Here is a 17,055-nt window from a genome sequence, read left to right as displayed (position 1 = left end):
ACTTATAAGAAAGTCTCTGAGCACTAGATGGATACTGAAGTTAGATTGCCCAGATGAACATATACCGGATACATATTAAATACTGATACACCATGAAAAAGACGATAAGTATCAATATAAGCGGCATTATCTTCCATATAGAGGAGGATGGCTACGAGAAGCTGAGGAACTATCTGAGCACGATCGGGCGGTACTTTTCTACCTATGAAGATAATAAAGAAATTATTGCTGATATAGAAAGCAGAATTGCCGAAATTTTTCTTACCAAACTTAATCCAGGCAAGCAGGTAATTACCCTGGAAGATGTAGATATGCTCATTGTAAAAATGGGTAACATCTCCGACTTTGCTGCCATTGAGGAGGAAGAAAACCATGCCAGAGCAAGTGCCAATACAGCCTATGCAACCAGTGGTAGCTATACAAATAGCGGCGAAAACACTGCAGGACCAGGCGCAGAGACCACTTCAACTGCAGGCCCTAAGCGATTATACCGGGACCTGACACGTAAAGTAGCCGGAGGGGTAGCGTCAGGTATTGCTAATTATTTCAACATAGATCCGCTATGGATCAGGTTGTTGTTCGTAGGTACTTTCTTCGACTTGTTTTTCCTGCCAGGATCGCTGTCTGGTGTCTCTCTGATCACCTATATTGTATTATGGGTTGTAACACCAGGCTCTGCTACCTTGCCGGAAGATAAAGCAGTGAAAAAACTATACCGGAATCCGGATAAGAAAGTGATTAGCGGAGTAGCCGGTGGGATAGCTGCCTATTTTGGCATAGATGAAACAATTATCCGCCTCATGTTTGTCCTGAGTGTCGTATTTTTCGGAACAGGGCTGCTGCTGTATTTTATCCTCTGGGCCATTGTTCCGGAGGCTAAAACCATAACGGAGAAAATGCAGATGCAGGGCGAGCCGGTGACTCTATCGAACATAGAGCATAACATAAAAAAAAATTTCGAAGCAAATGAAAATGGTGAAGAAAGTACACTTCTGAAGATACTTTTATTCCCATTTCGCCTGGTGGCTATCGTATTTGGTGCCATTATCAAAGCGGTCGGCCCGTTAACTATGTTTATCCTGGCTATGATTCGGGTTAGTGCAGGAGTTTTACTAATTGTTATATCTGTAGCATTTATCATTAGCCTGGTTACAGTATTGGGTGTTGGGCTCGGACTCATTAATACCTATGAGTTTGTAAACCTGGGAGAATTGCCATTGGAGTTACTGCGTAATAGTTTCCCGGTGGTTGGGCTAATATCCTTATTTGTACTGGCTTTCATTCCTGCCTTTACTATTGGTCAACTGGGTACAAGCCTGATAGCTAAAAAAAGCACCATCAGTGCACCTTTTGGCTGGACATTGTTCGGGCTTTGGATAGTAGCCCTCATTACCACTGGGGTAACGGTACCAGCGTATGCCGGGCAGTTCAGCACCAGAGGATATTATGAAACAACCAGTGATTTTACCATTGGAAATAAAATCCTTTACCTGGATTTAAGAGAAGCAGGAAACGAAACCTATGATAATACCAGCCTTGTTCTGGAGCCGTATGAAGGCAATGTTCCACGGTTAGTGCAAAAATTTGAAGCCCGGGGCAGAAACCGTCAAGATGCTATCAACAACGCTAAAACTATACAATACACCGTTACACAAAAAGACTCCGTTTTATTATTTGATGAAAATTTTACTTTCAGCCAGGATGCTAAATTTCGTGCACAATCATTAAAACTGATATTATACATTCCGTATAATCAATTATTTACTATTGACGAGAAACTCCAGAATATCCTGGATATGTATGGATACAATTACGATAACAGCAAAACCAAACTACTAAAATATGTTAAAGGCGAAGGCTTGATCTGTACCAACTGCCTGGATAATGAAAATCTGGTAGCAGGAGAGATTAAAACTGGCCGGGATGGCAACATACGTGAATTCAGTCTCCGCGATTTTGACCGTCTTAATATTGGAAGTGCTTTCCGGGTACATGTTACCCAAGGAGATAATTACCTGGTTCGTATTAGTGGCGATAAAGAAGATATTGAGGATATACGGGCTAGAGTAAGAGATGGAGAACTAGAGGTTTTCTACAACAATAAATTTGATATTTTTAACTGGAATGTAAACCGTGACCGCATACGGGTAGATATTACAATGCCTACACTTGCAGGCGTTCATTTTCACGGAGCTTCAGAGTCCTACATCCAGGGTTTTGGTGACGAACAACATACCGGCAATACAGTAGATGTACAGGTATCTGGTGCGGCTAAGTCTGTCATAGATATTGCTGCCCACAAAATCAGTGCTGACTTGAATGGAGCGGCTGAACTTGAACTAAAAGGACGTACAGAAGTGCTGGAGGCTGAAGTATCCAGTGCAGCAAGGTTACGGGCTTTTGATCTGGTAGCCGGAGAAGTAGATGTAGACGTAAGCAGTTCAGGTCTGGCTGAAGTACATGCCAATGAAAAACTTATAGCAGAGGCTAGCAGTGCCGGAAAAGTCCGATACCGGGGAGAGGCAAAGGTGACTAGCGAAGTTTCAAGCGCAGGTTCAGTAAGCAAAGAGTAGGTTCTATTCTTTTTGTTGGCCGATTGCTGTCATACTGACCAATAAATTTGTATTTTTGCCCTTCAGATTCACTTCTGGAGGGTTTGCTATTTTTAGGCTATAAAGCTACAACACGGCAGCTGGGGTGCATATTTCTCATAATCAGACAGTCATGTTAGACGATACTTACAGGCATAAAGGCATGCGGAAACTGCTGGTAAGTACACTGGTAGATAAAGGTATAAAAAATCCGGATGTACTGCGGGCGATTGAAAAAGTTCCCAGGCATTTTTTCTTTGAAAAAGCCTTTTTAGAACATTCCTATCAGGACAAAGCTTTTCCGATAGGCGAAGGACAAACTATTTCCCAGCCATATACAGTAGCCTTTCAGACTCAATTACTAGCTCCGAAATCCGGGCAGAAGGTGCTGGAGATAGGTACAGGGTCAGGTTACCAGGCTGCTATTCTGGCTGAACTGGGTGTAAAATTATATACTGTAGAATATAATAGAAATTTATATACCCGGGCTTCTCAACTACTCACCCAGATGGGGTACAATATCCGGATGTATTGTGGCGATGGCTCTCTGGGGTTGCCGGTGTATGCGCCATTCGATAAAATAATTGTTACCGCAGGAGCCCCGGCTGTGCCCAAAACATTAGTGGATCAATTGGCTGTAGGCGGTTCACTGGTTATTCCGGTGGGCGACAATGAAAAACAACAAATGCTGCGTATCAATAAGCTGGATGATAACAAAATCAGTAAAGAATCGTTTCAAATGTTTAGCTTTGTGCCATTATTAGGGAAACACGGCTGGAAATAAATATTGCTTTCATTTACTTATTCTATTATTTTTGTGTACGTTGCCGAATAACCCTTACTATATGATAGCACATAAACTCCAATACATTTGTGTACTTGTTTTGGTGAGCTTATTACTACCCGTTTCACTGATGGCACAACGGGGGCCATTACGTAATTCCAGATTTTACCGTGGCCAAAGTAACTATGGGATTATGCGGGCCTATGTAGGGAGTGGTACTTCTACCTATTTCGGCGACCTTTGCGAATCCGGCGACTGCTTACGTGCAAGGCCAATGGCGAGTGTTGGCTTCAATTACAGATTTACAGGAAAGTTTAGCCTACGAGGCGAACTTGCTTATTTCAGGTTATATGGCAGCGATGTAGATGGGAAAAATGCCCGCAGAAATCTTTCATTCCGGTCTGGCAACATGGAACTCTCAGGTGCAGCCGTATTCGACATTTTTCAATATACTAAATTTTATAGCCAGCGCCAGTTTATACGGCCATACGTATTTGCAGGGTTAGGTCTGATTTATACCAATCCCAGAGCAGAGCTGGATGGCCAGTGGTACAGCCTGCGGCCGCTTAAAACAGAAGGGGTAGAATATGCCCGCATACAGCCTGTAATACCTTATGGTGGTGGTGTTACGTTTAAAGTAAGCCCTTGGCTGGACTTTAGCGTAGAAGTAGGCTATCGCTGGGCATTTACTGATTATATTGATGATGTAAGTACTAATTTTGTTAATAACTCTACTTTATCTCCAGTTGCAGCCGCCTTGGCCGACCGCTCACATGAAGTAGGGGTAAGGCCATGGAATACGGTTGATGGTAAAACCTGGGCCGAAGGCCACAAGCGGGGAGATCCGAAGCAGAACGATGGATATGTAAATGTAGGGTTTAAATTAGAGTATACTATTAACCCGGTAATCCGGCCTAAAACCAATGTTTGGGGCAAAACCAGAAAACCCCGGTTTGGAGGTATCAAAAAAAGTGGCTTTAATCCGGTTAAACGAAAAAGAAGATAACGTTGTATAACCTTTGACTAGTGAAGCAACTTGTAAAAACAGGTTGCTTTTTTTTTAGCAAAGCCTGTTGTACTAAATATAAATTGTATAATCAACTCAATAGCTGTTAAAAGTAAGTACGAATGACACTTCCCCAAAAACTTGTAAAGGAGTCATTAACCACGATGACTGAACTAGTGCTACCCAATGATACCAATACACTTAATAACTTAATGGGAGGAAAGATGATGCACTGGATGGATATTGTATCTGCTATTGCCGCACAAAAGTTTTCTAACCACATTGTTGTAACAGCTTCTGTAGATAATGTATCTTTCTCTCAACCCATTAAGCTAGGCAATGTAGTGACGTTACAGGCACATGTAACCCGTTCATTTAACACCTCTATGGAAGTAGCTATAGAAGTATGGGGAGAGGATATTCCTGCCGGGGTGCGGTATTTAAGCAACAAAGCATTTTTTACATTTGTAGCTATGGATAAAAACGGTAAGCCTGCCCGAGTACCTGAGGCTGTACCAGAAACAGAGGCAGAAAAAGACCTGTTTGCCAGTGCATTGCGCCGGCGGCAATTGCGTCTAATACTTGCCGGCCGTATGAAACCTCATGATGCCAATGAGCTAAAAGCTATTTTTGACATAGAGAAACAACAATAAAGTTATATATCCACTCCCATAGAAGCGCCAGCTACTATGGGAGTGGATATACGACAGAACTTATAAGAACTTAAAGCCTACGGTAAACATAAATAATCCGTTTTTAGGTTTACCCAGGTTGTAACGGCTCAAATCGTAGGCTTCATTGAAGCTGCTTTCGTATACGGCATCTAACGTAATACTACCTAAATCTGCCCCGATGCCGGCCTGATATCCCCATATAGATCGGTTATAAGCGTCTTTTACTGGTGTTTCTGAAGAAACCAAGCCTTCCAACCCTCTGGAATCAAATACAAGGGAGGCAAGCGGCCCAGCCATCAGCCGTAAGTTGAACTGGTCGGTTTCTATTACCTTTACGCCTACTAACAATGGGATATCTACGCTGTTAAGTTGCACGGTGGTACTTGTGCGAACCGGATTTGAAGGGTCTGAATAATCAGAAGTGGCAGATGTCCGGATACGGGTATTTTTGGAAGAGAGTACTACTTCAGGCTGTATATATAGGTTGTTTACATTAAACCGGGCAAACACTCCACCAACATATCCCAGGCGGTAATCGGCAGATAGGTTTCTGTCTTGCCGGATAAGGGTTGAATAATTGGCCCCTACTTTTATACCAATATTTACCGGGGTTGAACTTTGTGCAAAAACTCCTATGGATGGAAGCAGACAAAAAAATAGAATTAAACTTTTCACTTTCATAGCTAATCGTCATTAATATGGAAAATTTAGCTATGTACGTAAAGGGAATGGCCGGAGTTATGGAAGGAGGTTATTTCACGACAATCTGGTAGTTTTCTTCAGCAGTTGTGAGTCCGGTAGCCCGTAGCACTTCTTTTACCTGGTCTGTACGGTTATTGAAATATTCATGAAGCAGCGGAATAATTTTACGGTTAAAAATCTGTGGTAAATCCTCTACCTGTTTGCCTATAAAAAACGAATGGCCAATCAAAAAATCCGCTCCTTTTTTATCCCAGATTTTCTCATTCATTGCTTGCAATACAGGAGCTACTTCCGGGATAAGGTCATAACAGGGGTACATACCAATAAATTCAAACCGTCTGCGTAAAGCTATATCGAGCAGTGCTATGGATTTATCGGCGGTGTTCATGGTGCCAATAATATATAAATTAGAGGGAACACTAAAGCTTTCACCGGAAGGCAAAGTAGCTGTAAGTCCATTTTCCCGGCCATAACGTTTATCTTCTTCCAGTAAAGTAATTAATTCACCGAAAACTCTGGATATATTTGCCCGGTTGATTTCATCAATAATCAGGATATACCTCTTTAGTTGCTTGTTGTCTCCGGCTGATTTTATCTGTTGCTCAAATTTTCTAATGGCAGCTACTACTGTTTCGTAATATTGTTTGTTAATGGCATCCCGGATTTCCTGCCCGTAATAGTTCTCTTTAAGCTTATGCATGTATAACACGCGTTCTTCATCTTTTACCGTATCGCGTAGAGAGCGGCGTTTATATTTTAGATACGTGTCACCAACTTCATAAATAATCATTGATTTAAACTGACCTTGATTGGCATCTATCATAGGAAGTTCAATTTCTTCAGTTTCCCGGTTCATGCGGTCTACCAGGAGGCGGTCCAGCAATAGTTCCAGCGGCATGTTGGGCTGAGCCTTGTTCTGTTGATAAGCAATAAAGTTGGCTTTAGCCCGGTCGGCAATTTTCTTGAAAAGGCCATCGGCCAATCTGAAATGAAGGTTATCAGTATTACGGTTCGCATCTGGGCGCAAGCCTTGTACAAACTCCTCATAGGCATAGCTCTGATGAAAGGTGATAAACTCAATTTGTCCGTTTTCACAATAGGTTTCATACCGTTTTCTTACTTCAGAGCGGTCTTCTGCTTCTAGTTGCTCCATGGTTTTCCCCTCAATAATGGCTACCGCATAGTTTACAGAATAATAAGTTTTGCCAGTACCGGGCGGACCATACAGGATAAAATTGAGTGGATAATGCGTGGCAGGTGTATATGCCGGTTCTTCTTCGGCAACCACCAATAAATCAGTATCAGGGGTTTTGCTGAAATATAAGCTAGCTAAATTTTCAAAACGGATGTATTTTCCGTAATAAAACTGGGTGTCAATATCCTGGAAAATAGGTTTTATTTCGTCTAGCTTGAAATGCAGTTCATTATAGGGATTGTATGTTTGGTTTGCCCGTCCTGGCCGGCACAGGGGGCCGAAGTATTTGCTGCATGCAAGACCTAAGGAAATAAAATGGCTTTTGGCTGCTGTTCTGGCAAACTCCCGTTTAAAAGGTTCAGGTAAAGTTCTGGCTTTGCGGAGGGCCTTTTCGTCAAGTAAGAGACGGGGCAAGCGGTGTTCATTCTGCTCAAAAACCAGCGGAAGGCTTTCAAAGGATTCATCTTTACACTTGTAATACAGGCGTATCAGCTGGGAAGGCCGGTGTATCGTATACGAATGAATGGCTTGCCACAGCTGATCCCGCTGAATTTCCTTTGCAATCATGGTTTATTGGTTATTCTTCAATAAAACGCAATCTAACCAAAGTACATGGATATTTTTTATCAGAAAAAAGAGTATTTGTAAGCCCTTTAACGTACGACTATTTCAGAGCAATGTCTTCTTCTGGCTTTATGCCTACTACTAAAGGAGAATATCCGCTTACTTGATAGTGTTCTACTTTTAGTTTGTGCGTTCCTCCCATTGGTACTTTTGCGGTTTTATAACCCGGTTCATGGGCCTGCCAATGGTCAATTAGCAGCTTTCCATCCAGCCATATGCGCACGCCATCGTTGCTGGTTACCTGTATCTGGTAATTTCCTTTGGGAATGGTAAAGGTGCCTTCTGCCAATGTAGCTACAGAATCTTTCGGCATCTTTATTCCGGAATCAAAAGCAAGCGTACTACATTTTTGTGTATAGAAGGGAGTACCCGTAGCCAGTAGTTTCTGAAAGGCTGAGTAGGCGGTTTGCGGGTTAGTTTGCTTATTGTACGTAAAGTATTTTACCGTCCATTGTACAGGTGTTTGAAAATTGCGGTAACAGATTGTGTAGGGTTTTCCGGCAGGTATACTTTCTCCAAATGGAGTTATGATAGCAGCCCCTGTATATTCCAGCTCAATTTCTATATCTGTTAACGAGTCGCCTGGGCTTGTGGCTATCACGTAGCCGGGTACGCTGCCAGAACCAGTAGCCAGTTGAATGCCTTTTTGTTTTTTTACCTTCCATTTGCCTGCAGGCCCCAGTAATTCAAACTCCCAGGTGCCATTTGGTCCTCTTTTCCGCGGCCATAGTACCGGCGACTTAAAGTCATACGGTCCCCACTCATCTACCAGGATATATTTTCTTCCTTTAGCATGATTTACTGGCACTATTGGGTTTTGGCCACCTTCTATACTATCTGGTGCTTCTTCTTTTAGCATATTTTCCAGAATTTCTATGGCCGTAGAATCCGAGAAAAGGGTAGGAGCACTTTTGAGTTTGCTGGTTGTATTCGCCAGGTAATTACTTCCATTTTTACATGGTTTTTCCAGCGGAGATTTCAGCAGGATAGCCGGATTAAAAAGGAGCAAGTTGTTCTGTACAAAAGAAACGCCTGTGAGTGAAGTATCTAGTTGTAGGGAAGTAAATTCAGAAAAGGTATTTTGCTCAATAAACAACTGATGAGAAGCCGCCAGTTGCAGAGGAACTGCTGTTTGCGTAAATATATTATTGCCAATGATGTACTCCCGGCTTTCTGTATTCCGTTTCTGTGCATATGTCCAATCGGCAGGTTGTGTTTTGTTACTCCAAAGCCTGATACCGGTAGTATCTTCTTCAAAAGAATTGTATAAGATCGAGTTTTCTTGTCCGTGTTCTAGGGCAATGGCATTTTTATTTCTGGAAAAACGGTTTCCCAAAATAAGTGATTCAAAGCTATAGCCACCCCAGATACCCTGTGTACATTCTGCCAGCCGGTTTTTGATTACTTTATTGCGGCTGAAAGTCATTTCGATACCATTGGCAAGTGCATGAGAAAAATCGTTGCCGTATATGAGATTATCATTACAGCCACCTTCCCCGGTATCCATACTATACTGACCAGCCCAGAGGAACAACCCATTACCAGAGTGCGTAGCTGAGTTGTAGGCAATAATATTCTCTGAACTCTGCTCATACACCAGTAAACCTGCCGACTCTTGTCCCTGCTGAGAAATACCATGGTTGTAGTCCTGCACACACCAGTCTAGCCTGTTATGCATAATTTTGTTCTGGCTACTGCGGTAAATTCCCATTCCAATACCTGACAAATAAGAGAAGGTATTATTCCAGAATGTGCCACTGTTGCAACCTGTCAGCATCAGCCCATTCTGGCCGCCACTAACAGTACAGTGATCTACCTCAGCAAATTGGCAGTTTTTGAGGTAGATACCGGCGCCATGGCGAAGCCATTCATCTTGTTCATTGGCATAATAACTCATCCGGTCAGAAACATTTTGCCGGTCCAATGTGCTGTAGAGGCGTTGTTTGTAGTTATAGCTGAAATCACTTTTAGTAATATGCAAATCTTCGCAGTCTCGGGCGAGCAGGCCTATTTTATAGCCTTTAATAATTACATTTTTTATGGTGACATTATGCCCTTTTACCAGGAGCCCAACACCTATAAACTGGTCCGGATACTGCGGTTTTACCGAGCCCTGCAATATAGCCCCCTGAAAATCAATGACTATATCATTCCCTTCTATGGTGATTACCTGAGTGTCTTTACCGGTGGCTGGTAGTTTATAGATACCTGGCTTTATGGTAGCAGATTTTTTGATAATTAATCCGGCTTTTAACACGACATCTGGTGTAGCTGCCATACCCACATGCTGCAACAGGAGCAGTAGTATGCTTACACTCACATGGAAGAAAGCTGTTTTGTAAGCCGATATAGTTATAGTTAATCTACGGGTCATTTGCCAGAGTTATCCACACTAGCCAGATAAAAACAGGTAATGACATACTTGCTTTAGCTAAAAAGAAAGGGCCCACACCTATCTGGCTATAGATAGAGTTCTAACAAATTTACGGGGTAACCGAGGTTATATAAGTTAGTATAATAGAAAGGGTTAAGGCACCTGTAAGAAAATGTATGTTTTTATAAGTAAACAGACTAAAAAAGATGCTTACCTAATAAGCAGAGATAGTATGATGCTCTATATAGTATTGATTTTTAGCTATTTATATAGTATAAAGTATATAATAATTTATGGGCTTCCAGAACGAGAATTAATTGTACGTGTAAAGTTTACCTGAATTTGGCAAACATATCAGAAATTGCGGCTACTTTATGCTAAACAACTCACCTGAACCATTCCCTGGCAACAGGTATTAACTAGTAGGAAAGCCTCACCCGATGGAAGGATCTTTAATATGTTGATCGGCTTCCCAGCCGGTAAGTTTGGCATCCAGCTCGAAGGCGGCGCTAATAAGACCTAAATGAGTAAAGGCTTGCGGAAAATTACCCAGGTGTTCGCCGCGGAAGCCAAGTTGTTCGGCAAACAAACCCAGATGATTGGCATAGCCCAGCATCTTTTCAAAATAAAGGCGTGCTTTTTCAATTTTTCCTGAACGCGATAAGCATTCCACATACCAGAATGAACACATGGTAAAAGTACCTTCTTCGCCTGCCAGGCCGTCGGTTGCTCCCTTATCCGTACGATACCGGTAAACCAGCGAATCGGAAACAAGTTCCTTCTCAATGGCATCCAATGTAGAAAGCCATTTAGGTTCGAAGGGACTAATAAACCGGATGAGCGGCATTAATAAAGCTGCGGCATCCAGTACATCAGACCCTTTATACTGCACAAACGCCTGTTTTTTTTCACTCCAGAAATTAGTAAAAACATCGCGGTAAATTTCATCCCGGATTTTGCGCCACTTATCTATCGGAGAAGGAAAAGAACGGCTGTCAGCGATGCGGATAGCCCGGTCCAAAGCCACCCAGCACATTACTCTGGATTGCAGGAACTCCCGCTGCTCATCTCGCACTTCCCATATTCCATGGTCAGGATTTTGCCAATTGTGGCATACGTATTCTATCTGGGGTTCCATTTTCTGCCAGAATTCATAGGTAATAGGCCCACCATATTTATTGAACAAATAAATGGAATCAATCAATTCGCCATAAATATCGAGTTGTAGCTGGCTGAATGCGCCATTTCCAATACGTACCGGAGACGATTGCCGGTATCCTTCCAGATGCAGTAGTTCTTCTTCATGGATAGTGGTGTGTCCATCCAGTCCGTACATCAGTTGCAAGGGTTCATCTTTGCGGGTAATGGTTGTAAGCTCTTTTTCTATCCAGTGCATAAACGCATGGGCTTCGTCCATTAAGCCCAGACGCAGAAAGGCATACATGGTAAAAGCCGCATCCCGGATCCAGGTATACCGGTAATCCCAGTTACGTTCGCCGCCAATAACAGAAGGCAACCCAAAAGTGGCAGCTGCCACCGAAGATCCAAACTGGTAAGAAGTTAATAGTTTTAATGTCAGAGCCGAGCGGTTTACCATCTCCAGCCAGCGTCCTTTGTATTTAGATTTCCCAATCCACCGTTTCCAGTAGTTGACGGTCTCATAAAAGCCTTCGTTGGTATAATACGTTAAGGATTCTTCTACAGACCGGTTCTTTTCTATAGAAATAGCTTCTATTACAAAATCTGCTTTCTCTTTTTCACATAACGTGAAATGGGCAACTACATCCTTTCCTCTTATTTCCAGCGGAATTCCACTAATTAACCTGAATGCCGTTTTATCTTCGCCTTTGCTAGTGAAAATTACTTCATGTGTGGTACCCTCAATAGTATGGTCCGCGCGGGCATAATCGAACCGGGGATTGCAGTGCATAGTAAATGCCATCTTGCCACGAGTGGCTGTAATGCTGCGGACCAATACACAGTTTTTTTCTTTTTCCTTTACCGGCATAAAATCAGTTAGTTCAGCCACTCCTTTTTCTGACAGAAACCTGGTAAGCAAAACGTTAGTATCCGGCAGGTATAGTTGCTTGTAATTTAACTCATCCAGATCAGGCTTAATTTCAAAAAAGCCACCCTTCTGATTGTCCAGCAAAGAGGCAAACACCGTAGGGGAATCGAATCTGGTAAAGCACATGAAATCAATGGAGCCTTGCAGGGAAACCAGGGCTACTGTGTGCAGATTACCAATAATTCCATAATTGGCAATAGGATGGTAGGGCCTTTCTGTCATGATATAGTATTGAGAGCAATTTTATTAAACTACGGAACGTACTTACTGTATTTGAGTAGAATAAGTTGTGTTTTACTATAACTAGCTAAATGCATTTTAGTTTTAGCGCATAAAGTTGTGGTCTTCCCTGGTTTTAAGTTCTTGCAGGCTGCCCTATACTTTATGGTCTACCACTAACGTTTGTTGTGCATATAATTTGTTATAAGTTTGCGGCTCCATACTTAGCAAGGGAATATGGGTATATGTTCAACTTTTATCTGTGAGATGATGAAAAAAATACTAGTTCTGTTATTTGTAGGGATAGTACCTTTCCTCGGTTTTGGACAGCAATTGCGGTATGGCTTTACGCTAGGACTTAATTCTTCTGGAACTCATGGTCAAATTAATAAGGTAATTAAAACTTACTGCACCCTAGGAATAGCTATAAGAAATAATGTATTATCCTTCAATACAGGCTTCTTGTTTTAGGTTAGAGCTAAAAGCTTAGCTGATCCGGCTCCAGTTCGTTTCGTCTTTTTTCAATGATTCTATATGCTGCCGGATGACATAATGTTTGGGGAGAGCTAATTCTTCATCGGATTCCAGTACGGCTTGTGCGGCTTCGCGGGCTTGTTGCAAGATAGGGCCATCTTTTGCCAGGTCAGCAATGAGTAAATCCAGAACGCCACTTTGCTGGGTGCCAGATAAATCACCCGGACCTCTCAATTTTAAGTCCATATCAGCTATTTCGAAACCGTTGTTGGTATTTACCAATGTTTCTATACGGGCACGGCCTTCCCGGGTAATTTTGTAATCGGTCATGAGAATACAGTACGACTGGTCGGCACCCCGGCCTACACGGCCCCGTAACTGGTGTAACTGGGCAAGACCAAAACGTTCAGCATTTTCCACCACCATCACAGAAGCATTGGGTACGTTTACGCCTACTTCTATTACGGTAGTAGCTACCATAATCTGGGTTTCATTCCGTACAAAACGCTGCATCTCATAATCTTTATCTTTGGGCTTCATCTTTCCATGTACAATACTGATCTGGTATTCCGGAAATGCCCGTGCCACACTTTCATAGCCATCCATTAAGTCTTTCAGTTCCATTTTTTCAGACTCCTCTATCAATGGATATACAATATACACTTGCCGGCCTTGCTGAATTTGTTCACGCAGAAAGCCAAACACCCGCAACCGGTGGGCATCGTAGCGGTGTACCGTACGAATAGGCTTACGGCCTGCAGGTAGTTCATCTATTACGGATACATCCAGATCTCCATACAAGGTCATGGCGAGGGTACGAGGAATAGGGGTAGCCGTCATTACCAGGATATGTGGATACACATCTTCATTTTTACTCCAGAGTTTGGCTCGCTGAGCTACACCAAAGCGGTGCTGCTCATCAATAATGCATAGTCCCAGGTTATGAAATTGTACTTTGTCTTCCAGCAGGGCATGGGTACCAATGATGATTTTTATGTCGCCGCTTTGCAGGTATTCATGGGTTACTTTGCGGCTGCCCTGGCTACTGGAACCGGTAAGTTTATCAATGGTAATGCCTAGCACATCGGCATATTCTTTCAACCCAAAATAATGTTGCTCTGCCAAGATTTCGGTAGGAGCCATCAGGCAAGCCTGTGCTCTGTTATCCAGTGCCATCAGCATGCAGATAAAAGCAACAATGGTTTTACCACTGCCTACATCGCCTTGCAGCAGGCGGTTCATTTGTTTGCCCGAGCAAAAATCACGGTATATTTCTTTGATCACCCGTTTTTGTGCATTCGTAAGGTCGAACGACAAATGCTCATTATAAAAAGTGGTAAGGGTAGGTACGTTTTTAAATATTTGCCCTCTGTAAGCTGTTTTCCGGATAAACTTGGTTTTTATCAGTTTTAGTTGTGTATAAAACAGCTCTTCAAACTTTAGCCGGTACTTGGCTTGTTCCAGTAACTGATAGCTGCCTGGAAAATGGATATTTTCCAGTGCCTCTCGTTTGGACATAAGCCGGTACTGAATAATAAGCTCGTCAGACAGGGTTTCTTTTACATGGTTGGTTGCCAAATCCAGTACCTGCCGGATCATTTTGGAAATAGCTTTACTATCTACAAATTTTTTGCGGAGCTTCTCGGTAATGTTATATACTGGCTGCAGGAAACCAGTAGCAGGTTGATCAGTTTCAAACAACTCCATTTCCGGATGAGGAATACTGATTTTACCATTAAAAAACTGAGGTTTTCCGAATATCAGGTAATCGGTGTTTTTCTTCAGGTTTTTAGCAATCCAGGTAGTATTTTGAAACCAAACCAGTTCCATTTCTTCATCCCCATCAGTAAAATAAGCCACCAGGCGACTTTTAAATCCTTCTCCTAACGTTTCGAACTGGTAAATCTGCCCTTTAATCTGCACAAAAGACATGCTTTCATTGATCTCACTAATGGTATATATTTTTGTGCGGTCTTCATGGCGGAAGGGATAATGCTGAATCAGATCGCCGTAGGTGAATATGTTGAGTTCCTTGTTTAATAAAGCTGCTTTTTGTGGTCCTACACCTTTCAGAAATTCGATTTTTGTATTAAAAAAGTTGCTCATGAATATCTCCTGGGAATTGGGCTATATGCAAATGTGCTAATTATTGAGGGGAATTGGAATAGCCAGCAACCAGTACACTGGAATTTGTTGCCGCCATTACTCCCGCCATTCCAGCGTGTTGATCATATGCAGAATATCTTCTTTTACATAATCTATTACTGGGGCTAAAGAGTCGTTTTGAGTAGAGGTACGGAAATACAAAGCTCCGCGAAAAAAATGGGTAGTAGTATCTGACATATAAAACTGAAACTGACTAGGCACATCTCCTTCAATTTCAAACAAATTAGCCGTTTTGCCCGCAGGTGTGCGGATTACTGTCTCTTCTATTCCTGATGCCTTTATCTGGTGTTTAGCGGTAAGCTTGTAGGCATCGTTCACATATTCCTGAAACTTTTTAGGGTCTTTCGCTACATGTTTATAGGTAATCTGTACGTTTGCCCCCAAGGTTGGATAATAGACGTAGATCCAGTCGGGTTCAGCAATATCGAAAGTGTCTTTCAGAATTTTGGCATGGGCAGAATATTCAAAAAAATAAGGGTGCTTTTCATGCAAAGGCACATAACTACGCTCAGGCAGGTCTATGCGGTTGTATCCCTTGGGCTTGGGCACATAGGATTCATTGCAGGCAGAAACAAGTAGAGATACTAAACCAACGAAAAGAAAAATCTTGAAACTTTGAGGCATTTTAGAATAAGATAATTACAAGTTGTATATATTTCGTGCGAAGTATTAGTTATAGTTGGTTTGTATAAACTCTCCATCGGGCATTCCTTATTTGTGCTAGCCTTTCGAAAAGCTAATGGTTATAGTTGACAGTAAGTAAACGTGTAGTTTATCCAAAATAATTTACTGACTTCCGGATTTACTTATTTCTGTTAGGTTGTGCTTTCTCTACTGGTATATCTGTCTGCGGATGCACACTAATTTTTACCCGTTTAATCCGTTTGCTGTCCACAGATACAATGAGGAATGAAAACTGCGCATAGGTAATTTTATCTCCTGTTTTAGGGAGGCCGTTAAAGAGCTCCAGCAGTAAACCTCCCAGCGATTCACTATCACCGCGAACTTCGTCAAACAGATGGGTTGATACCTCCATAATTTTACAGAAGTCGTGCAGCAAGGTTTTTCCCTCAAATAGAAATGTATGTTCGTCTAGTTGGGAATAGAGTTCATGTTCCTCATCAAACTCATCATTAATTTCCCCCATAATCTCTTCAATAATATCTTCCAGTGTAATAAGTCCGGCTGTACCGCCATATTCATCCACCACAATAGCCATGTGTACCCGTTTCTGCTGAAAGTCCTGTAAAAGATCATCTATTTTTTTGTTCTCCGGAATAAAAAATCCTGGCCGGATAAATTGCCGCCAGTTAAAATATTCGTTCCGGTGCAAATGAGGCAGCAAGTCCTTTATATATAAAACCCCTTCAATTCTATCTATGGTATCGTGGTAAATGGGTATACGCGAATAACCCGATTTGTTGATCTTGTCCATGAGCTCATGAAAATTCAGGCTGGAAGGAAAAGCCGTAACATCTATTCTTGACCGCATGATCTGGCGGGCCAGTGTATTTCCAAAGTTTACAATGCCTCGCAGTATTTCTTTTTCTTCTTCGGTGGTTTCAGTGCCCGTAGTTGCCTGCAAGGCATGGTCAAGTTCTTCTACCGATAATTTATAACCCTTGTTTCCTACTTTGTCTTCAATGATGTTTCCTAGCATAATGAGCAGAATCGACAACGGCCACCACAGGTATTGCATAAAAGCAATGATATAAACCGTGAAGCGTAAGGAAGAGAGATTTTTACTGCTGGCATATACTCTTGGGAGCATTTCGCCAAAGAAAATAATAACAAAAGCAACAGTAAAAGTAAATAGTACTACTTCACTGCCTGAATACGCTCTGTCCAAACCAAAAAAGTTCCAGGCCATGTACACAGCGGTAATAGTAATAGCTACATGGGTGAAGAAGTTTGTGATAAGAACAGTTGCCAGCAGCTTTTTTGGGTGATCCAGCAGGCGGGCAATCAGTTTTTCAGCATGAACGGTGCTGTTTTTAAAACCCGTGCGTTGTTCTTCTGTAAATGAAAAAATTAAGGCTTCTGCCCCGGAGATGAGTGCCGAAAGTATCAGCAGAATAAAAATAACAGAACTATATAAAACAAAGGAGGTGCTTAAGACTGCTGTCAGAAGCACCCAACCCGAAAGAGGGTCTCCAGTATCAAGGTGGCTTTGCAAAG

General features: G+C 42.1%; 11 protein-coding genes. 4 read left to right on the top strand and 7 right to left on the bottom strand.

Annotation, left to right across the window (positions count from 1 at the left end; translation table 11 throughout):
• The first annotated feature begins 92 nt into the window (after positions 1-92).
• The 4 genes from Q0590_RS11205 to Q0590_RS11190 all read left to right on the top strand — a co-directional run bounded on the left by Q0590_RS11205 (position 93) and on the right by Q0590_RS11190 (position 5,034).
• Positions 93-2,573 (top strand): PspC domain-containing protein, encoded by a 2,481-nt coding sequence (locus Q0590_RS11205; protein ID WP_302037628.1) that lies wholly within the window; start codon positions 93-95, stop codon positions 2,571-2,573.
• Between the two features lie 151 nt (positions 2,574-2,724).
• Complete coding sequence (locus Q0590_RS11200) at positions 2,725-3,375, top strand: protein-L-isoaspartate(D-aspartate) O-methyltransferase (RefSeq protein WP_302037627.1); 651 nt, start codon at positions 2,725-2,727, stop codon at positions 3,373-3,375.
• 61 nt (positions 3,376-3,436) lie between these two features.
• Entirely contained in the window at positions 3,437-4,381 is a 945-nt protein-coding gene (locus Q0590_RS11195; protein WP_302037626.1) for a DUF6089 family protein, read from the top strand.
• Positions 4,382-4,503: 122 nt separating this feature from the next.
• Positions 4,504-5,034: an acyl-CoA thioesterase gene (locus tag Q0590_RS11190; protein WP_302037625.1), complete on the top strand. Its 531-nt coding sequence runs from the start codon at positions 4,504-4,506 to the stop codon at positions 5,032-5,034.
• A 60-nt stretch (positions 5,035-5,094) separates the two neighbouring features.
• Here Q0590_RS11190 and Q0590_RS11185 read toward each other — a convergent pair whose 3' ends face one another.
• The 7 genes from Q0590_RS11185 to gldE form a co-directional block, all read right to left on the bottom strand.
• Positions 5,095-5,736: a porin family protein gene (locus tag Q0590_RS11185; protein WP_302037624.1), complete on the bottom strand. Its 642-nt coding sequence runs from the start codon at positions 5,734-5,736 to the stop codon at positions 5,095-5,097.
• Positions 5,737-5,806: 70 nt separating this feature from the next.
• Positions 5,807-7,519 (bottom strand): McrB family protein, encoded by a 1,713-nt coding sequence (locus Q0590_RS11180; RefSeq protein ID WP_302037623.1) that lies wholly within the window; start codon positions 7,517-7,519, stop codon positions 5,807-5,809.
• A gap of 97 nt (positions 7,520-7,616) precedes the next feature.
• Positions 7,617-9,950, bottom strand: coding sequence for a right-handed parallel beta-helix repeat-containing protein (locus tag Q0590_RS11175; RefSeq protein ID WP_302037622.1), 2,334 nt, complete (start codon positions 9,948-9,950; stop codon positions 7,617-7,619).
• A 433-nt stretch (positions 9,951-10,383) separates the two neighbouring features.
• Positions 10,384-12,240 carry a glycoside hydrolase family 15 protein gene (locus tag Q0590_RS11170; protein WP_302037621.1) on the bottom strand — a complete coding sequence of 619 codons (1,857 nt, stop codon included), beginning with the start codon at positions 12,238-12,240 and terminating at the stop codon, positions 10,384-10,386.
• A gap of 483 nt (positions 12,241-12,723) precedes the next feature.
• A complete protein-coding gene (gene recG / locus Q0590_RS11165; RefSeq protein ID WP_302037620.1) occupies positions 12,724-14,817 on the bottom strand; it encodes an ATP-dependent DNA helicase RecG in 2,094 nt (697 codons plus the stop codon).
• Positions 14,818-14,913: 96 nt separating this feature from the next.
• Entirely contained in the window at positions 14,914-15,501 is a 588-nt protein-coding gene (gene gldD / locus Q0590_RS11160; RefSeq protein ID WP_302037619.1) for a gliding motility lipoprotein GldD, read from the bottom strand.
• Positions 15,502-15,679: 178 nt separating this feature from the next.
• Positions 15,680-17,053 (bottom strand): gliding motility-associated protein GldE, encoded by a 1,374-nt coding sequence (gene gldE / locus Q0590_RS11155; RefSeq protein WP_302037618.1) that lies wholly within the window; start codon positions 17,051-17,053, stop codon positions 15,680-15,682.
• Positions 17,054-17,055 lie beyond the last annotated feature (2 nt).

Source organism: Rhodocytophaga aerolata (assembly GCF_030503435.1).
Classification (GTDB): Bacteria; Bacteroidota; Bacteroidia; order Cytophagales; family 172606-1; genus Rhodocytophaga; species Rhodocytophaga aerolata.
Note: the sequence above shows the minus strand (reverse complement) of the source record. Positions and strands in the feature narration are given on the sequence as shown.